This window comes from Roseateles rivi, assembly GCF_043555845.1.
In the GTDB taxonomy this organism is placed as follows: domain Bacteria; phylum Pseudomonadota; class Gammaproteobacteria; order Burkholderiales; family Burkholderiaceae_C; genus Roseateles; species Roseateles rivi.
Genome location: NZ_JBIGHZ010000004.1, coordinates 300,565 through 321,538, shown reverse-complemented (window position 1 = coordinate 321,538; position 20,974 = coordinate 300,565). Strand labels below are relative to the sequence as shown.

Sequence of the window (20,974 nt, the reverse complement as noted above, 5' to 3'; positions counted from 1 at the left end):
CAGCTCATGCAGCGCTGGCAGAAGGCTTGAGCACTGCGCAAGCCTGATCTAATCCACCCGCTTGCGCCGACCGGGAAGTGGTTATTTGCGGGCATTCGACACAAATCATGGGGGACAAATGAACGGGTTGCGACTTTCTCTTTCGTTGGTGTTGTTACTGAACTCTGCCAGCGCTTGGTGTGAGGAAGCAGCCCACGCCACCGCGGCGGGAACACCCCCGTTGGCATTGAACTGCCGTGGAGATTTGGACTTCACGGCCGACTATCTGCTGGCCAATGATGCGGGCATTCAAGGCGCGGGCTGGAAAACCTACCCAGCGTCTGTTCTTGCGGTGCTCGACAAAGAGCGCCAGGCTGCCAAGGACGTGCAGTCGCCCAGCGCGTGCGAGGCGCTGATCGAACGTTTCATGGCCTCTATCCGCTCAGGGCACCTTTGGGCGAGGGCCAAAAGCAGCCTCACCCCACCGCAGGAAAGTTCACAGTCAACCCCAAAACCCGAAGGCGTAACGACCCAGCGCCTTTCCGCCCGAACCTCGCTCATCACGGTGCCAGCCTTTTGGGAAGAGGACAGGCAGCAGTTGCTCAAAGCTATCGAAAAAAACCACGATGGAGTACGAGACGCCGAGAACTTGATCCTCGACCTTAGAAAAAACGGCGGCGGGTTTGACTCGGCATTTGATCCCTTGCTTCGCTTGCTGGGCCCTGCCACCTATCACTATGAGCAGCCCGACATTTTTGCCTCCCCTGCCAATGTGAGCGCCTGGCAGGCCATACGACCACACCTACCCAATCAAGAAACCGTGAAATGGGTTGATGCGCTGATTGAGCGCATGAAATCGTCGCCAGGAGGCTGGGTTCCCATGGCCGACAAACCCGTGGTCGTGCACAAGATCGACACTTCGGAGGCCTTGGGCAATCCCAAAAGAGTGGTGATCTTGATCGATCGCGATTGCGCTAGCTCGGGCGAGCAGTTTGTGTTGACGGCACGGCAAAACCCCCGCGTCACACTCATGGGTCGAAACACCCATGGGGCTTTGGATGCGTCCAACGTCCGAATGGTGATGAGCCCATCGGGGCAAATCGAGATCAGCTACGCCACCACGTTCATCCGGCGCCAACAGGGCAAGCAAGTGGACATGATTGGCATACCGCCAGACGTCAGACTGCCAGCGTCGGACAATGCAGCCGCGTGGGCCCAAGAGGTGGACTTGGCCCTGAAGTACCTGGAAGGCACTTCGGCTCGCCCTCAGCCCTAGCGGTGTTGCCAGGCTCAGCAGACCGTGCGGCGCTGGGCCCCCTTTGAATGCCATCGTCAACCAGACGGACTCCTGCGCGTTTGAGGAACACGCACCCCAACCAGGGATGCGGCTTCCCGATGAAAGCAAGGAGTACGCATGACCACGCTGACTTTGACGTTCACTGGCCCCCAGCACGAAGCACGCAAGGCACTGGGCGCGCTGCTGCACCGCTTCCGCAGCGCTTACTTCGTCGAACGCAGCAGTTCGGAGTTCTCCGTCACCACCGACGACCAAACCGCCCAAGAGCTGGCCAAGCTGCCCGATTGGCAGGCCACCACGCACCACCGCCCCGCGCACTGAGCGATGATCGCTACCCGATCGACACAGGAGTGGTTTGCATGGGAGCGATGATCGAATTCAAGCGGCCAGACGGCCAGAGCACGGCGGCGTATTTCGCCGATGCGGGTGCGGCCGCACCGGGTTTGGTGCTGATTCAGGAGTGGTGGGGGCTTAACGAGCACATCCGCAGCGTGGCTGACCGGTTTGCGCAGGCCGGCTTCAGCACCCTGGCGCCGGACCTCTACCGGGGCCGCCTGGCCAGCTCGGGCGAGGAGGCCAACCACCTCATGACGGGGCTGGACTTTGCTGACGCCACGCACCAAGACCTGCGCGGTGCGGCCCAGCACTTGCACCAAGGCGGGCGCGCCGTGGGCGTGTTGGGTTTTTGCATGGGCGGGGCGCTGACGATTTCAGCCGCCGTGCATGTGCCGGAGCTGGCGGCGGCCGTGTGTTTCTACGGCATTCCGCCGCTGGAGCTGGCCGACCCGGCGCGCATCCGCGTCCCGCTGCAGGGCCACTTTGCCCAGCTTGACGACTGGTGCACCCCAGCCGCCGCGGCAGACCTGGCGCAGCGCATGCAAGGCGCAGGCCTGCAGCCCGAGCTGCACCACTACGCGGCCGACCACGCCTTCTTCAACAACGCCCGCCCAGAGGTGTTTGACGCCGCGGCCGCGGCCCTGGCGTTTGAGCGCAGCACGGCGTTTTTGCGCCAGCACCTGCGCTGAGCAGCGCGGCGCTTTTGCGCCAGCGCCAACGCCTGCGGGCGCAGTTCAGCGTGCGGGTCGGGCCAGCTGCTGGCCCGCGCCCCAGTTCATGGCGTTGAGCACATCGCCGTTGTCCTGGCTGAGCTCCCAGGCAAACACACCGGCCAGGCCATTGAGGCGCGCGAACTGCGCCTTGGCGGCCACGGCGCGCGGGTCGTCATAGCCCATGAGGCGCTGCCCCTGGGCGTGGTAGAGCGCCCACGTCTGGGTGGTGGCGTCCCAGCGCGCCTGGTAGCCCGCACGGCCCTGGCCGTGGCGGCCCAGCATCTGCTTGGCAATCTCGCGGTACGTCAGCGCGCCTTCGGGGCCAGGGTAGGCACCGCGGTGGGCCGCGCCAGTGGCAGGCTGGTCCGCGGCCAGCGCCACGCCCTTGAAGCCGCGCCCATACATGGCCGCACCGGCCACCAGCTTGGCACGCGGCACGCCCGCCACTTCGAGGTTGCGCACGGCACGCAAGAGGCTGTCGTCGGCGTCGGGCGCGGACGGCGCCAGCGTGCTGTGGTGCCCGGCCTGGGGCGACCAGCCACCGTAGAAGTCATAGCTCATCAGGAACACCAGGTCCAGCAGCGGCGCGGCGGCGCGCCAGTCCACGCGCTGCACCACGGTGTGGGTGGTGTTGATGGCGGTGGTCAGCGCGTAGCGCCGCCCGCGGTCAGCCCCGAGCTGGTCGAGCGCGTGGCGCAAGTCCTGCAGCAAGGCCACATAGGCCGCGCCGTCCTGCGGGCTGCCCAGGGCCACGCCATTGGCCGCGCCGTTGCCGCCGGGGTGCTCCCAGTCGATGTCGATGCCATCAAAGGCCGGGTGGGCACGCAAAAAGTCCAGCACCGAGGCCACAAACACAGCGCGCTTGGCGGCGTCTGGCGCCATGTGGAAGAAGGGGTCGGAGCCACCCCAGCCGCCCACCGAGGCCAGCACCTGCAGCTGCGGGGCCTGGCGTTTTTTGGCGGCAAAGGCGCGGTCAAAGCGCTGCTCGGTGGCGCTGGTGGTGAGCTCAAAGTCGCGCTTGCCCTTGCAGGCGGCAGCGTCTTTGTCCAGCTGGCCCGGGCCGCACAGGCGCAAGAAGGCATAAAGCACATGGCTCAGATTGCCGCTGGGCACGCGCTGGATGAGATCAGGGCGCTCCCAGTTGGGCACGTACACGCCCACCACCTGGCTGCTGCTGCGCACAAAGGGCCGATGGCGCGCACCAAAGAGCGCATAGGGCGCATCGGCCTGGGTGACGGCCTTGGGCATTTGCAGCGTGGGCGCTGCCGTCACGGCGGGTTCGGTGGCCTGAGCGGCCAAGCTCAGGCAGGCGCCAGCAGCCGCAGCCAGCAAGCGAGCAATCACGGGGCTCATGGGGCTCTATTCCTTGGGTCCTGAAAGCCCAGGAGCTTACGGCCAAGCACAAGCCCTGTTGGGCGCCCTGCGGGCGGCAAAGCCCACAAAGCCTGCAAGCCCGTCCCTCAGTGTGGCTGCGCTGGCGCCACGGGTGCTGCGGGCGCAGCAGCGTCCAGGTTTTGGCCTGCGGGGTAGAGCTGCCAGTCCTCGCCCTTGGGCTGCTGGCGCTGCAAGCTCCATTGCTCCATAGAGGCCAGCAGCAGCCACGCCGCCGCCCCCAAACCCGCCAGCACCAACACACCGCCCAGCACCACCCCCACCATCAGCACCGCAGACCAATGCGGAAATAGCGCATTCGTGGCCAAGGCCAACAGGCCCACTGTGGTGGCCAAGGCCAAACCACCCTTTACTGCCCAACCGCTCAATGAAAGCATGCCTGTCACTCCGGGTATAGACATCGAAGTCTCAGCATAGGTGCGGCCCCTCGGCCCGGTATCAGCACAGACCCTCGGCGTTCGGTCATTCAAGGGAACCCCCTCCCCCCCATGGTTGCGGGGGTCTGCGCGCGCGCCATACGCGCCTGTGTGATGCATGGCCACGCAGCCGCAAGCCGCACAAACCACTGCGCTTGCCGTTCACACCAGGGGCTGTTGATTCGTCGCACGGCAGCGGCGGCGCAGAACGGCGGCGCGCACAGTCAGGCCAACACAACTGCTGTTGGAGACATCATGCAAGCTGCAATTCCGGTGTGGGTGCCTGCCCTGTTTATTGGCCTGATGGCGCTGGGCTACCGGCTCTCCAAGCCGCGCCGCGTCAAGCCCGCTGCGCTGACGCTGCTGGCCGTGGCCATGCTGGGCCTGTCGCTGTGGGGTGAGGTCAGCGCGTTTGGGCCACAGCCCCTGGCGCTGCTGCTGTGGGCCTTGGGCTATGGCGTGGCCGCCTGGGTGGGTGCGCAGCGCCTGACCCAGCGTGGCCTGCAGCTGCAGGGCCAAAAGGTGCACATGCCCGGCAGCTGGACGCCCCTGTTTTTGTTGCTGGGCATTTTTGCCTGCAAGTTCGCGCTGGGCTTTGCCGCGGGCACGCACTCGCCCCTGCTGCAAGACCTTGCCTTCATCGGCCTGATGAGCGCCGCCCTGGGCGCTTTGAGCGGGGGCTTTGGCGCCCGGGCCGTGGCGGTGGAGCGCTGCGCACGCACGGGCCAAGCTGCTGCGGAAATTCAAGCGGGATAATTCCCCGCTTTGCCTGCCGCCACTGCCACAATGCCAAGCCCCGGTTTTTTGCTGAAGCCACTGAGCGACCTTGCTTGGACCCTGGCGCTGGAAGGCCCTCGGGATGAGGCCATGCACGGCCGCATCATGGCCCTGACCGAGCGCGCACGGGCCACACAGCAGCAAGGCCTCGGGCCCTGGGCCCTGGTGTGTGACGTGCAGGGCGCCTTCACCAGCATGAGCGTGTTTCTGCGCCCCGAAGCGGCTGGCACCGACGCTGCGGAACGCCTCGGCGAGGAATTGCTGAGCTGGGTGCAGCAGCAGGCCACCCCACACGCGCCAACGCCCGCTCAGGCCGCGCGCCACTGGTGCTTGCCCGCCTGCTTTGAACTGCCGGACCTGAGCGACCTGCCCGAGGTGGCGCAGGCCTGCGGCCTGAGCCAGGCCGAGGTGGTGCAGCGCCTGTGCGCGCAGCCGCTGCGCGTGGACCTGCTGGGCTTTCTGCCCGGCTTCCCCTACATGAGCGGGCTGCCGCCCGAACTGGCCCTGCCACGGCGCGCCACGCCGCGTGCGCGCGTGCCGGCCCAAACCATTGCCATCACCGGCACGCAATGCTGTGTCTACCCCTGGGAAAGCCCTGGCGGCTGGCACCTGCTGGGGCGCACGCCGCTGCCACTGTTTGACGTGCACCACCCCGACGGCCCCGCCTGGCTGGCCGCGGGGGACTGCGTGCGCTGGCAGCCCATCAGCGCCGCGCAGTACCAAGCCCTGGCAGAACGCCTGCGCACCGGCCCAGTGCACCGCCAAGACTTTGCGCTACCCAGTGCGCCCATCGAGAACCGTTAGCCCAGCGCGGAGTTCCTGGCAGACATGCAGGCCATGGTCGACGGCCAGCTCAGCGCCGAGGAGGTGCGGCGAAGGATCATCGAGCGGGCTGCGGATCGGCGGGGGGGACTTAGGATTTGAGACCTGACTGAATCCTCGACAGCGAAGACGGCCTGGGCGGCGAGGGCTAAGCGCTAGAGCGCGTCCAGCGGGCTGCACCGGGCCCTGCTCTTTGCAAGCCTCCACCCGCCAAAATTTTGGCTGGTTGATATATCCAACTACCGCCCAAAGGTATGGCTTGCACCGGAGGCCGACGCCTATGATTCAAAAAATTCCCGGCGCATTGGGCTGCGAAGGCAGGGGTGCGCTGGGTGTCTAAACATAGTTAGGCGTCATAAGACGGGGGCATGCCCTTGCCGCACTGAACCTCAATGGTGATCGAGTCCCGATACTGGCGCGAGCAATTGCGCCTTGAAATTTCTGAACTGAAGCGGAAGCAAAGCTACCGTCGGTGGACAGAGAAGCAACTCGTTCTTTACGAGCGCAAGCTAATGCTTGTTGCATTTCAAGTCCGCTCACTACTGGAACGTCCCAAAGTGAACGACACCGCACGCCGGACTGCCATGCCTGTCATACGGTACAAGAAGGTAGGAGATCGTCCATTTACCTACACTGGATCTGACTGGCCTGAGGACTGCTTCGACATGGATCATCCGGAGAAAGTCCAGCTATCTGCGATTGACGTGTGCAACCAGCTTATCCACTACTACTGGATGCAAACATGGTCAGAGGGGACGAAATTCTCAGGAATGCTGGTCTTTTCCGACTACATGCGTCACAAATGTGCATACGAGTTCCGCATTGATGACCTTCTCGGCCTGTTTCAGGCGTTCTCGCAAGACTCTTCCGTGATCATCGAATCGCACTCTCGCTGGAACGAGAAAAAGCAAGACTATGTTGTCTTCCGCGCAATCAGCCCCGCTGACGCCTAATCCTTCGTTCAACCGGACATACTCCAGCGTTCCTCCTCCGGGCGTCATTTCATTTTGCCCGGCTACGCAACTCTTTCGCATGCCGGCAAACTAAAACCATTAGGGCTCAGATGAAGATTCTCGAATTCCTCAAGAAGAAGCAGCCAGCTTTGCTAACCATCGAGCTTGATGGGGCAATAATTGGCGCTGTGACTGAAGATCAATTGCCCTCTGATCTCAACCCGAGCGTTGAAGTTCGACCGGGTTCTATTATTTCTTTCACGTCATCAGATGGCGTCGTTCACAACCATTCTCTTGGCGATTCAATTGGCTGGGCTCATTTCTCAGTTCGTGTGCATATCAATAGGGCATGCCAAGCAGATTGCGTCATAGGCCCAACACGGCACTTCGATCCGGAAGCTTTTGGTCGCGGAGATGCAACGGGCATCCGATTTCAGCCGTTCTTTCTGCCCGGCGCCGCCGTTTCAAACCAGCAACTGAAGGGCAAGGGGCTTTTTGCGCGCGGACTGCATTTCAGTGGGACGATCACTGCTGGCAACACACTCCTTTCTTGCGAGTGTGATTCGTGCCATCGGAGCTTCCTGATCCGTTCTTACCACTCGGGCTTTAGCGAGTCCGGTTACTTCTACTCGGCCTCGGGCAAGCACACACTAATTGTCTCCTCGCGCCTGGCCGGAGCTCCGGTGGCGCTTGGCGAGCCAGATCCCGTCGCACTGGCGGCCTTGGAGGCAATGTTGCCCACAGCACCCGACGGATCGCGGTTCGCCTACCTCAATCCCTTCCGCTGCCCTCATTGCACGGCTCCTTACATCGAGTTCTCCGAGCCCGGGTCGCGCAGTGCTGAGTACTATGGCAACTATTTCGCGGGTTCAGAGCTGCTGCGGTATGAGCCAGCTGACCCCTCTCAAGAAACACCCCCCAAGTAGTTGATCTGCAATGGTGTTTTCAGGTGGGTTGAGGCGCCAGAACGATCTGCAAGCCCAGTTTCTTGGCCCGCTCGGTGAGGTTGCGCAGCACACGCTCGCGGTAGCGTTCCTCGAAGTAGTCCTGTCCCGCATCGGTGTATTCCTCGCCCTTGCTCAGCATCGCGTAGACCAGCCGAGCGAGCTTGTGCGGGATCGGGGGCAGGTCAGTGCGGCGAAGAGTCATCGAGCGGGCTGCGGATCGGCGGGGTGGGGACTTAAGATTTGAGACCCCGAATTCCGCGAGGGCGTGTTGGCCGACAAGGGCTACGCCAGCGCGGCCAACCGGGCGTACCTGCAGAGCAAAGGCATTGGCGACCTGATCCAGTTCAAGGGCAGCCGAGGCCAGCCGGTGCACCGGCTGCAAACGCAGATGAACAGGGCCATCGCCACGCTGCGCTACAAGGTCGAGCAAGGCTTTGGGACGCTGAAGAGAAGGTTCCACATGAGCCGAGCGCGGTACTTTGGGGTGGCCAAGACACAGGCGCAGATGGCGTGGGCGGCGCTGGGGTTGAACCTGCTCAAGGCGATGAGGAAGCTGCAAGGCGGACGGCTGCAGCCACTCACAGGCAGTAGTCCGTCCTGAGGGCCCCAGGGGGCCCGAAAAGGGGCTCAAACCGCGTCAAAACGGACCCGAAACGCGGGTTTAGTCCCGCAATATGGAATTTGAGGTGAGGGCGCCAGCTCAGCCTTGAGCGAAAGTGGGTTGTGCAGCGGTCTCGTCTCGGGGTGGCATTCCCAGTCGCCCAAATACCAAGGCCGCTGACCTGTAAGAGGTTCAGCGGCCTTTTGTCGGCGCAAGGGCGAGGACTACTCGGCGCGGCGCAGAGCTTTTACGAACTTTCGCTCCTCATGGGGCGTCTGTGCGGCCTGATCCGCTTGCCACTGCATCCACTGCTTCAGAGATATTGAAAGCTGCAGGGAATAGTCCAATGAAATCCATTGCTTTTGAGCGGGGTTTGGGTAGTTTGGTACGCCGTCACCCATGACATTGACCTTTCCATTTTTTGTTGTCATGTTGAACGAGGTGCCCGCCATTACATTGGCGAAATATATGGCATCCATCTCACTGAAGGTCACATTGTCGACCACGCTGGCGGCCGCGCCGCTGCGGTCCTGGCCCACATGGGTCAATCCGTTGACCGGCGCCACGGATTGTTTGGTCATCCCCGAAAATTGGGCCAACAGGGGTGGGGTTGTGAATTTGGCATCAGGTACAGAGGCCGTGCCATGGCAGGACATGCACGAACTATTGGCATTGTCGGCAGGTCCGTTCAAGCGGAAATTGGACCCCAAATGCCCCATGCGCTGCACGGAGCCTGTGCCGCCATGCGAGTTCAATTCATCAACCACATCCCAAAATATGACCTGCTGCTTGAAGCCGTTTTTCCTTGGGTTGGGCGGGTAGTTGTATGCCAATTGACCTTCAGGCGGCGTATCGTTACCCCACATCAAACCCAACAAACTGACACGTTGCCACTGGTCTTTAACCTTGGCTTTGCGCAGGCCATCGGCCACAAAAGTGCCGTACACCCAGCCTGTTTTAGAAGCACGGTGATCGGAGACCGAAATGTCGAATTGCATCAATCGGACGTCATTCCATTTGGCGTAATTCCGTGGGCAGAGCCGGGATTGCTCGACCATCGTCGCATTGCCAGGAGGTTGACAAAATGCTGGATCAGAAATATTGGCATTCCAACGCGGCATGTTGGCAAGCACTGGAAGTTGGTCCAAAGTGGCTGTGTTGAACAGGGGCTTTCCAATCACAGCGCCTTCATCGAACCTGATATTTGATGTCCGAATTTTTGCAGTACCGTCCTTTTGCCAGACCGTGCCCAGGGTGTAGGCCGCCGTGGCGTTGTAAATTGCCACAGCCCACATGGTGGTTGCCGCAGAGCCGGTGCCAGATTTGATGGAGAAGGTAACTGGGGCCTCGCGTGTGAGGCCGTGAATGAACTCACGCCCGCTGAGGGGATCATAGGTTTGGAAGGCGATGTGATACCAGGGGCGTACGGGGTTTTCGCATACGTCAAAGTCCTCCTTTTCTCGCCGGTTTACGTTGCCGGTCAAAATGTAGTTGTAGACAAGCCAAGCGTATTCCTTGGCCAGCTTTTCTTTGACATTTTGCGCGGTTGACGGGTCAAAAAGTGGGTCGAATTTTGACGAGCGCCAGGGTTGATTGGCCTTATCGTCAACACGCTGGCGTGGATAGTCGTCGGAGAGTTTGAAAACGGGCCCGGCGTATGCGCCGGTGGGTGCATTGGTGATCGTCTGGCCCTTCCACATATCGACAAATTTTGGAGCCATGTCTTGCCAATAGCTTGGATAGGTTCCCGTGCATGTGTTGGCTGGCTTTGGGGCGTCTGCCGCCCATGCACTGACCGAAACGCCCAGCAGTGCGAGGCAACCCACCCGACTACAGGAATAAATTGTTTTTTGAAACATTTCGCCATTTCCTCTCTGGTTAAACACTATTTACGTATCACCTGCTGTTGCCATGGCAATTGGCAGGTGCAAAACGCCCAGGAACTCGCCCTCTGTAGCTTGCATGCCGGAAAATTACTCGGCATGAGAAGATGGCATATTTATTGGCGGGAAATATTCGATACAAAATTGGGTCAGTTGGCGTGTAGTGTATGGGCATGGCCAAAAATTTGACATGCCCATTCCTGACTATAAATCTCTGCACATCTCCTCGAATGCGTCATTGCGAGACCACTGTATAAATCCCCCAATGCGCTGTCGAACTGAATGAGGTGGTGACCTCAAATCTGAAGTCCCCACTCCGCCAATCCGCCTCCCGAGCCCGCTCGATGAGCTTGCGCCTTGCCTCCTCGGCGCCGAGCTGGCCATCGACTATGGCCTGCATGTCCGCCAGGAACTCCGCGCTGGGCTGATGGCCCTCGATGCGCGTGCTGGCCAGGGCCTGCTCCAGCGGCGAGCGCCTGCAGGTCGCTGATACTGGCCTTAGGGGATCGGGGTCAGGGGACCAGGGGCAGGTCTCAAAAATTTACCCCCACCAGCTATTCCTCCCGCTCCTTGCGCTCAGCCTTGGCGATCAACTGACTGACTCTGGCCAGCGTCAGGCCGGCTTTCAAGAAAGCGCTTGAGCATCTTGTGGCTCAATTCGTAGGTCAATTCAAAGCAGTGGATGGGCTGATGCCGATGCTCATGCCCGTACCTTTTGAACTTCCATGAGCCCAACCATCTCTCTCAGGGCTGCCAGCGGCACAATTCGGCACCCCAGGAGATGCCACCATGCCTTGCGCTTCTCGTTTCTTCCGCTGGCCAGCATGCCGACCGCATGAACACGCCCACCCCGCCAATGACCGGTAGCGCCCGCGTGCTCAGTGGCGGCGCAGGCTGCACCGTACAAGACCGTGGCCGCTACGGCTGGCGCCATGTGGGCGTGCCCGTGAGCGGCTGCCTGGACCAGCCCCTGGCCGACGCCGCCAACGCCCTGTTGGACAACCCACCTGAGGCCGCCGTGCTGGAGCTGCGCGGCCTGCCCTTGACCCTGCAAGCCGGTGAGGCCGCGCTGGACCTGGCCGTGGCTGGTGCCGCCACGCTGCGCCGCCGCGCCGCACCCGAGGCCTCTTGGCAAGCCGCCCTGCCCTGGCAAGGTCTGCGCCTGGCCGCGCAGGAGCAGCTGCACGTCCAGCCCGCACCGGGCCGCTGCGTCTACCTGGCCCTGGGCGGTGGCGTGGCGTGCACGCCCGTGCTGGGCAGCCGCGCCACCTATGTGCGCGCGGGGCTCGGTGGCTTGCATGGCCGCATGCTGCAGCCGCAAGACAGCCTGGCAGCGGCTCGCGCGGCGCCAGGCCCGCTGTGGCGCGCGCCCCAGCCCTGGGTCAGCGCCGCGCCTGAGGCGGGCGTGCTGCGCCTGCGCGTGCTGCACGGCCCGCAGCATCAGGACTTCAGCCCCGAAGCCTGGAGCCAGTTTTTGACACAGACCTGGCAGGCCAGCGCCGCGCAAGACCGCATGGGCCTGCGCCTGCAGGGTCAGGCCCTGGCTTTGCGCGCAGGCCATGGCGTGGGCATGTGGTCAGACGCCGTGGCGCCCGGTGCCGTGCAAGTGCCCGCCGATGGCATGCCCATCGTGCTGCTGGCCGACGCCCAAACCGTGGGCGGCTACCCCAAGATTGCCAGCGTCATCCAGGCCGACCTGCCCGCGCTGGCCCAAGCCCCCGAAGGCACGGCGCTGCGCTTTGAGGCCTGCACACCCGAACAGGCCCGCGCCGCCGCGCAAGCGCAAGCCGCGCGCTGGCAGGCCTGGGCCGCACAGCGCCAGGCCTGCGCGGTGCCCCGCGATGTGGACCTTGCCGCGCTCTACCAGCACAGCCTCGTCAGCGGCATGATCAATGCCCTCAACCCCAGCGCCACACCATGAACCGCAGCACCCCCCGCCTGATCAACCTCAACGCCGATCTGGGCGAGAGCTTTGGCGCCTGGACCATGGGCCAGGACCAAGCCCTGCTGCCCTGGCTGGGCGCGGCCAATATTGCCTGCGGCTTTCATGCCGGTGACCCGCTGGTGATGCGCCGCACCGTGCGGGCCGCGCAGGCCCTGGGCGTGAGCCTGGGCGCCCACCCCAGCTTCCCCGATCTGCAAGGTTTTGGCCGGCGCCGCATGGACATCGCGCCCGATGAGCTCGAAGCGCTGCTGATCTACCAAATCGGCGCGCTGCAGGCCATGGCCCAAAGCGAAGGCGCGGCCCTGAGCCACGTCAAGCCGCATGGGGCGCTGAGCAATATGGCCTGCGCCGACCCGGCCCTGGCCGCCGTGGTGGCAGCTGCTGTGCGGGCGCTGGACGCGCAACTCATCCTGCTGGCGCCGGCCTGCTCTGCACTGGCCGATGCAGGCCGCCAAGCGGGGCTGCGCGTGGCGCTGGAAGTGTTTGCCGACCGCCGCTACCTGCCCGACGGCCAGCTGCAGCCGCGCAGCCAAGCTGGCGCCGTCATCCACGACTCCGCCGAGGCTCTGGCCCATGTGCTGGCCATGCTGCGCGCCGAGGCCCTCATCAGCCCCGACGGCCCGCCCCTGCCCACCGCCATTCACAGCGTCTGCGTGCATGGCGACAGCCCCGAAGCCCTGGCCACCGCGCAAGCCCTGCACAGCGGGCTGCGCGCGGCGGGCTACCAACTCGCCAGCCTGAGCGAGGTGCTGGCGGCCTGAGTGCGACTCAGCGGCGGAGGTCTCAAAAACCTCAGGCGGGCTGCAACAGCAGGCCTGTCATGCGCTTGGCAATCACGCGATGAACGGGTGTCACCGGCAGCATGTAGAGCCGCCCCAGCCAGTTGTGCACATGCACCACGGTGGTGATGGTCGCGGTGGTGCGCGCGTCGGCCTGAAGCTGCGCCCTGTGCAGCGAAACCACCACCTTCAGGTGCTTGTCGTCGATGCCCATGAGCACCTCCGCTTCGCTGCGCAAGCACAGCGTGAAGATGCCCACGCGATCACCGAGCTGATAGGCCGCGCTGGGCTTGCCCGGGTCTAGGTCCGCCAAGGTCCCTACGTTTTTGAGCCCCGCAAGTCCGGCCAAGCGGTTACGCAGGCCCATCAGCCCATCAATCCACGGCGGTGTTTGCTGAAACACGCGCAGCGCCAGACTCATGGCGTTGGCCCGCCCATCGGCCAGATCCACCGCCCAGGCATCGTGGAAATAGGCGCCGGGCAAGAGCTGCGCCACATGGCTGTCTGGCGGCGCTGCCACTTCGCGGACGGTGGTGGGGGTCATGCGCTCAAGCTTTAACACTGTCCCGCCACTGTGCCTGGGTCATGGCGAAGTAGCGGCACTCCATGTCGTAGAAGTGTCCGCGCGGGCCTTCTTGCATGCCGAGTTTTTGCATGACGTGGGCGCTGGCGAGGTTGTCGGGCTGGCACACCGCGGTGAGCAGCGGTGCGTTGAGGGTGTCGAACGCAAAGGCGGCCATGTGGCGCGCGGCTTCGCTGGCATAGCCCAGGCCCCAGCGGTCGCGCCGCAAGCGCCAGCCGGTTTCCAGCGGGTTGTTGCGGTCGCGGTTGAGGTGCTGCACACAGCCCGCGCCGATGACGCGGCCGCTGTCGCGCTCGACAAAGCTCCACCACGAGAAGCCGAACTCGGCCCAGCGCTGCTGCACGCGCTCGATCATGGCCAGGGTTTCTTCACGGCTGACGCCGTGGCCCTTGATGTAGCGCATGACCTCGGGGTCGGCGTTCATGGCGTCGAGGTCGTCGAGGTGCTCGAGCCGCATGGGCTCGAGCACCAGACGCGGCGTGTGCAGCGTGCTCATGCGAGGGTGCGCCTCAGAGGAGTTCCACGCCCAGGGCCGTGGCCTCGCCGCCGCCGATGCACAGCGATGCCACGCCGCGCTTGGCGCCGCGTTTTTTGAGCGCACCCAGCAGGCTCACCACGATGCGGGCGCCAGAGGCACCGATGGGGTGACCCAGCGCCACAGCGCCGCCGTGGACGTTAACGATGTCGTGGGGCAGCTTGAACTCGGCCATGGCGGCCATGGTCACGGCGGCAAAGGCTTCGTTGACTTCCCACAGGTCCACGCTCTTGGGCTCCCAGCCGTTTTTGGCCAGCAGCTTTTGAATGGCGCCCACCGGGGCGGTGGTGAACCACTCAGGCGCGTTGGCGTGCACCGCCGTGCCGACGATGCGGGCTATGGGGCTCAGGCCCATTTGCTCGGCCGTGGAGGCGCGCATCAGCACCAGGGCGGCCGCGCCATCGCTGATGGAGGACGCCGTGGCGGCGGTGATGGTGCCGTCCTTTTTGAACGCGGGCTTGAGGCCAGCAATCTTGTCGAGCTTGGCTTTGAAGGGCTGCTCGTCGCGGCTCACCACGGTGGGGCCGTTGCGGCCAGACAGGGTGACGGGGGCCATTTCCCAGTCGAAGCTGCCGTCTTCGTTGGCGCGTTTGGCGCGCTCGGTGGAGGTGATGGCGAATTGGTCTTGCGCCTCACGCGTGAAGCCGTAGTGCGTCACGCAGGACTCGGCAAACACGCCCATGGCCTTGCCGCGCTCGTAAGCGTCTTCCAGGCCGTCCAGCGCCATGTGGTCGTACATGGGCGCAGCGCCGTACTTCACGCCCTTGCGCGCAAAGATCAGGTGCGGGGCGTTGCTCATGCTCTCCATGCCCCCGGCGATGAGCACATCCGCGCTGCCGGCCTTGAGCGTGTCGTGCGCAAACATGAGCGCGCGCATGCCTGCGCCGCACATCTTGGACAGCGTGACCGCGCCCACCGACTGCGGCAAGCCGGCCTTGAGCACGGCTTGGCGCGCCGGGGCCTGGCCCTGGCCGGCCATGAGGCAGTTGCCGATGAAGGCTTCTTGAATGGCGTCGCCGGGCACGCCCGAGCGCGCCACGGCGGCCTGGATGGCGGTGGCGGCCAGCTCCCAGGCTTGCAGCCCGGCGAGTTCACCCAGCAAGCCGCCCATGGGGGTGCGGGCGGCGGAAACGATGACGATGGGGTCAGACATGGTGAGTCCTCCTTGTGTGTCGATGTTGAGGGTCAAAAATCAGGGCGGTGCCGCGCCAAAGCGGCGGTGCACTTCGTAGGGGAACACGTCGTGAACATGGCCTTGCTGGATGCGCTCTTTGTGCGCTTGCCAGAAGGCCGGGTCCAGCAAATCGGCGTGGTGGCGCATGAAGACTTCGCGCACGCCGCTGTGGCCCAGCAAAAACGGCGCGAAGGTTTCGGGGAACACATCGCGCGGGCCGACCTGGTACCAGATCTCGCCGGACATTTCGTCTTCCTCGTTGCGCGGCTCGGGCACGCGGCGGAAGTTGCAGTCGGTGATGTATTCGATTTCGTCGTAGTCGTAGAACACCACCTTGCCGTGGCGCGTGACGCCGAAGTTCTTCCACAGCATGTCGCCGGGGAAGATGTTGGCCGCCACCAGGTCTTTGATGGCGTTGCCGTACTCCAGCACGGCGCGCTCGAGCTGCTCGCTGTTGGCTTCTTGGATGTAGAGGTTGAGCGGCACCATGCGCCGCTCGATGTAGACGTGGCGCAGGATCAAGTCCTCGCCCTGCGTCTCCAGCAGCGAGGGGCAAAAGGTCTGCAGCTCGCGGATGAGCTCTTCTTCAAAGCGGTAGCGCGGCAGCGCCACGTTGCTGAACTCCAGCGTGTCGGCCATGCGCCCCACGCGGTCGTGCTGTTTGACCAGCAGGTATTTGCTCTGGATGAGTTCGCGCGTGGTGTCTTTCTGCGGCGGGTAGTAGTCCTTGATCAGCTTGAACACAAAGGGGTAGCTGGGCAGGTCAAACACCAGCATCACCATGCCCTTGATGCCCGGCGCGATGCGGAACTTGTCGCTGCTGTGGCGCAGGTGGTAGAGCAGGTCGCGGTAGAAGAGGTTTTTGCCGTGCTTTTGCAGGCCCAGGGCGCTGTAGATCTCGGCGCGGGGTTTGCGCGGCATGAGCGAGCGCAGGAACTGCACATAGGCGCTGGGCACTTCCATGTCCACCATGAAGTAGGCCCGCGCGAAGGAGAACAGCACCTGCAAATCGTCCGCGCCCATGAGCACGGCGTCGATGTAGAGCTGGCCTTTGGCGTTGTGCAAGATGGGCAGGGCAAACGGCATTTCGTTGAAGCCGTTGATGATGCGCCCCACCACGTAAGCGCCCTTGTTGCGGTAGAACAAGCTGGCCAGCACCTGCACCTGGAAGTTGGTGCGCCAGCGGCTGACTTGCGCGTCGCGCGCCAGCTCGGCCAGCACGCGGCGCACGTCGCGCGCGAGGTCTTCAAAAGGGCGCTGCAGCTGGAAGTTGTGGATCAGCCGCACAAAGGTGTCGTGCAAGCCGTCGCTGCTGGGGTAATAGCTGCGAAAGGTGGGGGTGGCGCCGGGTTCATCGTTTTCGATGTACTCGGTGGACACCGCCGGGCGCACGAAGATGAAGTTGTTGTGGAAGTAGCTGCGGTGCAGGATGCGCGTGCACACCGAGTTGAAAAAGGTCTCGGCCAGCTCGGGCTGCAGGTGGTTGGTGAGCAGGCCGATGTAGTGCAGCTTGACCTGTTCCCACAGCTCCATGGGCAGGTGCTGGGCCCCAAAGGCTTCTTGCAGATGCGCCGCCGCTTCGCCCACACGCTGGTCGTAGAACTCGATGCGCTCGCGCTGGGCGCGCTGCTGGCCGTGCCAATCGGCGGCCTCAAAGCGGCGTTTGGCCGCTGCTGAGGTGGCGCGAAAGAGCCGGTAGTGTTTGTTGAAGCCCTCCAAGAGGGCGCTGGCGATGTCGTAAGCGCGGGCGTCGGTGAGCTTCTGAGGCAGCATGGTCAGGGCGTGGGCGGGCGGAGGTCCTGGTAGCGCTGGTGCACACGCGCCAGCGCGCGCCGGTAGGCGCTGTGCACATCCTCAGCGCAGGCCACAGTCATGCGCAAGTCTTCGAGCAGGCCGTTGTGCAACCCATACACCCAGCCATGCACCACCACGGCCTGGCCTCGCGCCCAGGCGTCTTGCACCACGGTGGTTTGGCAGGCGTTGCGCGCCTGCTCCAGCACATTGAGCTCGCACAGCGCGTCCACGCGCTGCGACTCGGGCAAGGTGTCCAGCCAGCTTTGGTGGGCGTTGCGCACGTCCTGCACGTGGCGCAGCCAGTTGTCCACCAGGCCCACGCGCCTGTCTTGCAGCGCGGCTTTGACGCCGCCGCAGTTGCTGTGGCCGACGATGATGACGTGCTTGACCTGCAACTGGTCCACCGCAAACTGCATGACCGAGAGGCAGTTCAGATCAGAGTGCACCACCACATTGGCCACGTTGCGGTGCACGAAGAGCTCACCCGGCAGCAGGTTCACCAGCTCGTTGGCGGGCACGCGGCTGTCGGCACAACCGATCCAGAGGTATTGCGGCGTTTGCTGGCGCAGCAAGCGCGAGAAGAATCCCGGCTCGCGCGCCTCAGTGTCGGCAGCCCATTGGCGGTTGTTGTCCAGCAGTTCTTGAAGTTCGGTGCTCATGCGCGCCATTGTCGGCCCTGCCACTGCCGCGGGGTCAGGCGGTTTCGGCAAACAGCTCGCGGCCAATCAACATGCGACGGATTTCACTGGTGCCCGCCCCGATTTCGTAGAGCTTGGCGTCGCGCCAGAGTCGTCCCAAGGGGTACTCGTTGATGTAGCCATTGCCGCCAAAGATTTGAATGCCCTCACCGGCCATCCAGGTGGCTTTTTCAGCGGTCCACAGAATCACCGAAGCACAGTCCTTGCGCACCTGGCGCACGTGCTCAGTGCCCAGCAGATCGAGGTTTTTGGCCACGGTGTAGGCAAAGCTGCGCCCGGCCTGCAGCACCGTGTACATGTCGGCCACTTTGCCCTGGATGAGCTGGAACTCGCCAATGCTCTGACCGAATTGCTTGCGCTCATGGATGTAGGGCACAACGTTGTCCATCACCGCTTGCATCAGCCCCAGTGGGCCGCCGGTGAGCACGGCGCGCTCGTAGTCCAGGCCCGACATCAGCACCTTGGCCCCACCGTTGACGGCACCCAGCACGTTTTCCGCCGGGACTTCCACGTTTTGGAACACCAGCTCGCCGGTATGGCTGCCACGCATGCCCAGCTTGTCGAGCTTTTGCGCCACGGAAAAGCCGGGCATGCCTTTTTCAATCAAAAACGCCGTCACGCCCTTGGCGCCCGCCTCGGGCTCGGTCTTGCCATAGACCACCAGGGTGTCGGCATCCGGGCCGTTGGTGATCCACATCTTGCTGCCGTTGAGCAGGTAGTAGCCGCCTTTGTCTTCGGCGCGCAGCTTCATGCTGATCACATCAGAGCCCGCTCCGGGCTCGCTCATGGCCAGGGCGCCCACATGCTCGCCACTGATGAGCTTGGGCAGGTACTTTTGTTTTTGCGCCTCGTTGCCGTTGCGGTTGATTTGGTTCACACACAGATTGCTGTGCGCGCCGTAGGACAGGCCCACCGAAGCACTGGCGCGGCTGATTTCTTCCATGGCCACCATGTGCGCCAAGTAGCCCATCTGCGCGCCGCCATAGACCTCGGGCACGGTGATGCCCAGCACGCCCAAATCGCCCATCTTGCGCCAGAGGTCCATGGGGAATTGGTCGCTGCGGTCCATCTCCGCAGCGCGCGGGGCGATCTCCGCCTGGGCAAAGTCGCGCACGGCATCACGCAACGCGTCAATGTCTTCACCCAACTGAAAGTTCAAACCAGGCAAGTTCATCAGATAGCTCCTTTCATGACGCTCGAAGGAACGCCAGTCGACGTTTACGTTTACGTAAACGTAAGGATCGATTCTATGCACCCCCCCGGGGGAAACACCGAGGGCAAACACGGGCATGCACCTGCCCCCCTCCCGGCACCACACGCGCTCAGGCCATCACACCCCACGCATGGCCCAGAGCCACGGCCATGAGCAGCTCGTGCAGGTCGCGCCGCGCGCGCGCGCGGCGCAACGCGGAGTTGTGTGCGGCCGTGGCCATGCCCTGGATGCAGGCCAGCATCTGCACGGCCACGCGCCGACGCAGCGCCTCGCTGCGCGCGGGGCCCACATCGCGCAGCACGGCAGCAATCACGCCAATGGCGCGGCGCTGGAATTCCGAGTGCAGCGCCGCTGCGAACTGCTCGCGCTCGGCCATGTCCCACAGCGCCAGCAAGAAGCCGCGCGAGGTCGCGTCGTCCAAGTCGCGCAGCAAATACTCCAGCACGGCGTCGAGCTGGCGCTCCGCGCCGTGCTGGGCATGTGCGCGCAGCTGCGCATCCACGCCTTGCTGGTAACGCACCAAAGTCACGCGCACCAAAGACTGCAGCAAAGCCTCACGACCCGGGAAATAGTGCTGCAAGTTGGACAGGCTCATGCCCACCGACTGCGCCAGCGCCCGCAAACTCAAACCCGCGCTGCCTTGGCGCACCAACAGTTGGCGGGCATGTACCAGGATCTCTTCGGCACGCCCCAAGCCCTTGGCTGTAGTTTGGCTGGCCTTGCTCTGCAGGTTCTGCGCAACAAGTTCTTTCATCACCGCGGTTCGTGTTGTTCTGACGAATTCGGACTAACCCCAGGGGCACGGCTGCGTGCTTGACATGGGGCAGAAGCGTCGCCGATTATGGATAGGTCACGTGACCTATTTTTAGCACATTCCCCCAACTTCTTGGCGGGGTGTCCAGATCAAGGAGTATGCAAGTGGCAGATGCCTATATTTACGACGCCGTGCGCACGCCGCGCGGCAAAGGAAAAAAAGACGGCAGCTTGCACGGCGTCACGCCGCTGCATCTGGCGGCTACTGCACTGAGCGCGCTGCGCGAGCGCTTGTCGCTGGACACCGCGCTGGTGGACGATGTGGTGCTGGGCTGCGTGGAGCCCGTGGGTGAGCAAGGTGCTTGCATTGGGCGCCTGGCGGTGCTGGCGGCCGACTACGCCCAGAGCGTGGCGGGTGTGCAGGTCAACCGCTTCTGCGCCTCCGGTCTGGAGGCCGTGAACATGGCTGCCGCGCAAGTGATGAGCGGACAGAGCCTGTTTGCCATCGGCGGCGGGGTGGAGAGCATGTCGCGCGTGGCCATGGGGGCCAGCGGTGGCGCTTGGATGACCGACCCGCAAATCGCGCACAAAACCTATTTCGTGCCGCAGGGTATTTCGGCCGATGCCATCGCCACCAAGTGGGGCTACAGCCGCAGGGATGTGGACGCCTATGCCGTGGCCAGCCACCAGCGCGCCCACCACGCCGCCAGCCAGGGCTGGTTCAACAAAAGCGTGGTGCCAGTGCTGGACATCAACGGCCTGCCAGTGCTGACGGCCGATGAATGCATCCGCCCTGAGACCAGCCTGGAGAGCCTGGGCAAGCTCAAGCCCTCTTTTGCCGACATGGGCGAGAAGGCGGGCTTTGACGCCGTGATCCGCCAGCGCTACCCCGAACTGGCCAGCATCGAGCACGTGCACCACGCGGGCAACAGCTCGGGCATGGTGGACGGCGCCTCGGCAGTCCTGGTGGGTTCGCTGGAGGCGGGCAAGCGCGCCGGGCTCAAGCCACGCGCGCGCATTCGCAGCTTTGCCTCCATCGGCTCCGAGCCCAGCATCATGCTCACGGGCCCCAGCTATGCCGCCGAAAAGGCGCTCAAGCGCGCGGGCATGGGTGTCTCGGACATTCAGCTGTGGGAGCTCAACGAAGCTTTTGCCTCGGTGGTGCTGCGCTTTATGGACGTGCTCAAAGTCCCGCACGATCGCATCAACGTCAACGGTGGCGCCATCGCCATGGGCCACCCGCTGGGTGCGACGGGCGCCATGATTTTGGGCATCTTGCTCGACGAGCTGGAGCGCCGCGACCAATACGTGGGCCTGGCCACGCTGTGCGTGGGCGCGGGCATGGGCACGGCCACCATCATTGAGCGCATCTGAGGAGGACCCC

General features: G+C 63.8%; 23 protein-coding genes and 1 pseudogene. 12 read left to right on the top strand and 12 right to left on the bottom strand.

Annotated elements, in window-relative coordinates; genetic code table 11:
- Positions 1-118 precede the first annotated feature (118 nt).
- From ACG0Z6_RS11620 to ACG0Z6_RS11610, 3 genes are all read left to right on the top strand, one after another.
- Entirely contained in the window at positions 119-1,255 is a 1,137-nt protein-coding gene (locus ACG0Z6_RS11620) for a S41 family peptidase (RefSeq protein WP_394461542.1), read from the top strand.
- Between the two features lie 138 nt (positions 1,256-1,393).
- Positions 1,394-1,597, top strand: coding sequence for a hypothetical protein (locus tag ACG0Z6_RS11615; protein WP_394461540.1), 204 nt, complete (start codon positions 1,394-1,396; stop codon positions 1,595-1,597).
- A 38-nt stretch (positions 1,598-1,635) separates the two neighbouring features.
- A complete protein-coding gene (locus ACG0Z6_RS11610; RefSeq protein WP_394461538.1) occupies positions 1,636-2,301 on the top strand; it encodes a dienelactone hydrolase family protein in 666 nt (221 codons plus the stop codon).
- A gap of 45 nt (positions 2,302-2,346) precedes the next feature.
- On the opposite strand, the gene ACG0Z6_RS11605 is transcribed toward ACG0Z6_RS11610, so the two are convergent.
- Both ACG0Z6_RS11605 and ACG0Z6_RS11600 read right to left on the bottom strand, forming a co-directional pair.
- A complete protein-coding gene (locus ACG0Z6_RS11605) occupies positions 2,347-3,678 on the bottom strand; it encodes a glycoside hydrolase family 18 protein (protein ID WP_394461536.1) in 1,332 nt (443 codons plus the stop codon).
- Positions 3,679-3,785: 107 nt separating this feature from the next.
- Entirely contained in the window at positions 3,786-4,094 is a 309-nt protein-coding gene (locus ACG0Z6_RS11600; protein ID WP_394461534.1) for a hypothetical protein, read from the bottom strand.
- A 294-nt stretch (positions 4,095-4,388) separates the two neighbouring features.
- Between ACG0Z6_RS11600 and ACG0Z6_RS11595 the strand changes: the two genes are divergently transcribed.
- The 5 genes and pseudogenes from ACG0Z6_RS11595 (at position 4,389) to ACG0Z6_RS11575 (ending at position 7,611) form a co-directional block, all read left to right on the top strand.
- Positions 4,389-4,889, top strand: a complete 501-nt coding sequence (locus ACG0Z6_RS11595; protein WP_394461532.1) for a DUF6622 family protein — start codon at positions 4,389-4,391, stop codon at positions 4,887-4,889.
- 48 nt (positions 4,890-4,937) lie between these two features.
- Positions 4,938-5,714 carry a 5-oxoprolinase subunit B family protein gene (locus tag ACG0Z6_RS11590; protein WP_394461530.1) on the top strand — a complete coding sequence of 259 codons (777 nt, stop codon included), beginning with the start codon at positions 4,938-4,940 and terminating at the stop codon, positions 5,712-5,714.
- A gap of 12 nt (positions 5,715-5,726) precedes the next feature.
- A pseudogene (locus ACG0Z6_RS11585) lies at positions 5,727-5,834 on the top strand (hypothetical protein); the annotation flags it as partial.
- Positions 5,835-6,124: 290 nt separating this feature from the next.
- Positions 6,125-6,685 (top strand): hypothetical protein, encoded by a 561-nt coding sequence (locus ACG0Z6_RS11580; RefSeq protein ID WP_394461528.1) that lies wholly within the window; start codon positions 6,125-6,127, stop codon positions 6,683-6,685.
- Between the two features lie 110 nt (positions 6,686-6,795).
- On the top strand, positions 6,796-7,611 hold the full coding sequence (locus ACG0Z6_RS11575; protein WP_394461526.1) for a hypothetical protein: 816 nt from the start codon (positions 6,796-6,798) through the stop codon (positions 7,609-7,611).
- 19 nt (positions 7,612-7,630) lie between these two features.
- Here ACG0Z6_RS11575 and ACG0Z6_RS11570 read toward each other — a convergent pair whose 3' ends face one another.
- A complete protein-coding gene (locus ACG0Z6_RS11570) occupies positions 7,631-7,834 on the bottom strand; it encodes a hypothetical protein (RefSeq protein WP_394461524.1) in 204 nt (67 codons plus the stop codon).
- A gap of 66 nt (positions 7,835-7,900) precedes the next feature.
- On the opposite strand from ACG0Z6_RS11570, the gene ACG0Z6_RS11565 reads away from it, so the two are divergent.
- Positions 7,901-8,233, top strand: coding sequence for a transposase (locus ACG0Z6_RS11565; RefSeq protein WP_394461522.1), 333 nt, complete (start codon positions 7,901-7,903; stop codon positions 8,231-8,233).
- A 224-nt stretch (positions 8,234-8,457) separates the two neighbouring features.
- Here ACG0Z6_RS11565 and ACG0Z6_RS11560 read toward each other — a convergent pair whose 3' ends face one another.
- Entirely contained in the window at positions 8,458-10,092 is a 1,635-nt protein-coding gene (locus ACG0Z6_RS11560; RefSeq protein WP_394461520.1) for a hypothetical protein, read from the bottom strand.
- 259 nt (positions 10,093-10,351) lie between these two features.
- Positions 10,352-10,582, bottom strand: a complete 231-nt coding sequence (locus ACG0Z6_RS11555) for an antitoxin VbhA family protein (protein WP_394461951.1) — start codon at positions 10,580-10,582, stop codon at positions 10,352-10,354.
- 369 nt (positions 10,583-10,951) lie between these two features.
- Here ACG0Z6_RS11555 and ACG0Z6_RS11550 point away from each other — a divergent pair, with 369 nt between their 5' ends.
- Together ACG0Z6_RS11550 and ACG0Z6_RS11545 are read left to right on the top strand one after the other, a co-directional pair.
- Positions 10,952-12,037, top strand: a complete 1,086-nt coding sequence (locus ACG0Z6_RS11550; protein WP_394461518.1) for a 5-oxoprolinase subunit C family protein — start codon at positions 10,952-10,954, stop codon at positions 12,035-12,037.
- Positions 12,034-12,822, top strand: coding sequence for a LamB/YcsF family protein (locus tag ACG0Z6_RS11545; RefSeq protein WP_394461516.1), 789 nt, complete (start codon positions 12,034-12,036; stop codon positions 12,820-12,822). The genes ACG0Z6_RS11550 and ACG0Z6_RS11545 overlap by 4 nt, the downstream gene beginning before the upstream one ends.
- Positions 12,823-12,853: 31 nt before the next feature.
- Here the strand turns inward: ACG0Z6_RS11545 and ACG0Z6_RS11540 are convergent, their stop codons facing one another.
- The 7 genes from ACG0Z6_RS11540 to ACG0Z6_RS11510 all read right to left on the bottom strand — a co-directional run bounded on the left by ACG0Z6_RS11540 (position 12,854) and on the right by ACG0Z6_RS11510 (position 19,591).
- On the bottom strand, positions 12,854-13,384 hold the full coding sequence (locus ACG0Z6_RS11540) for a DUF2867 domain-containing protein (RefSeq protein ID WP_394461513.1): 531 nt from the start codon (positions 13,382-13,384) through the stop codon (positions 12,854-12,856).
- Between the two features lie 4 nt (positions 13,385-13,388).
- A complete protein-coding gene (locus tag ACG0Z6_RS11535) occupies positions 13,389-13,919 on the bottom strand; it encodes a GNAT family N-acetyltransferase (RefSeq protein WP_394461511.1) in 531 nt (176 codons plus the stop codon).
- Positions 13,920-13,932: 13 nt separating this feature from the next.
- On the bottom strand, positions 13,933-15,111 hold the full coding sequence (locus ACG0Z6_RS11530; RefSeq protein WP_394461509.1) for an acetyl-CoA C-acyltransferase: 1,179 nt from the start codon (positions 15,109-15,111) through the stop codon (positions 13,933-13,935).
- A 39-nt stretch (positions 15,112-15,150) separates the two neighbouring features.
- Positions 15,151-16,905 carry a bifunctional isocitrate dehydrogenase kinase/phosphatase gene (gene aceK / locus ACG0Z6_RS11525; RefSeq protein ID WP_394461507.1) on the bottom strand — a complete coding sequence of 585 codons (1,755 nt, stop codon included), beginning with the start codon at positions 16,903-16,905 and terminating at the stop codon, positions 15,151-15,153.
- 2 nt (positions 16,906-16,907) lie between these two features.
- On the bottom strand, positions 16,908-17,585 hold the full coding sequence (gene can, locus ACG0Z6_RS11520) for a carbonate dehydratase (protein WP_394461505.1): 678 nt from the start codon (positions 17,583-17,585) through the stop codon (positions 16,908-16,910).
- Between the two features lie 34 nt (positions 17,586-17,619).
- Positions 17,620-18,798 carry an isovaleryl-CoA dehydrogenase gene (locus tag ACG0Z6_RS11515; RefSeq protein ID WP_394461503.1) on the bottom strand — a complete coding sequence of 393 codons (1,179 nt, stop codon included), beginning with the start codon at positions 18,796-18,798 and terminating at the stop codon, positions 17,620-17,622.
- A gap of 148 nt (positions 18,799-18,946) precedes the next feature.
- Positions 18,947-19,591: a TetR/AcrR family transcriptional regulator gene (locus ACG0Z6_RS11510; protein WP_394461501.1), complete on the bottom strand. Its 645-nt coding sequence runs from the start codon at positions 19,589-19,591 to the stop codon at positions 18,947-18,949.
- A 164-nt stretch (positions 19,592-19,755) separates the two neighbouring features.
- Between ACG0Z6_RS11510 and ACG0Z6_RS11505 the strand changes: the two genes are divergently transcribed.
- Positions 19,756-20,964: an acetyl-CoA C-acetyltransferase gene (locus tag ACG0Z6_RS11505; protein ID WP_394461499.1), complete on the top strand. Its 1,209-nt coding sequence runs from the start codon at positions 19,756-19,758 to the stop codon at positions 20,962-20,964.
- The last annotated feature ends 10 nt before the right edge of the window (positions 20,965-20,974 follow it).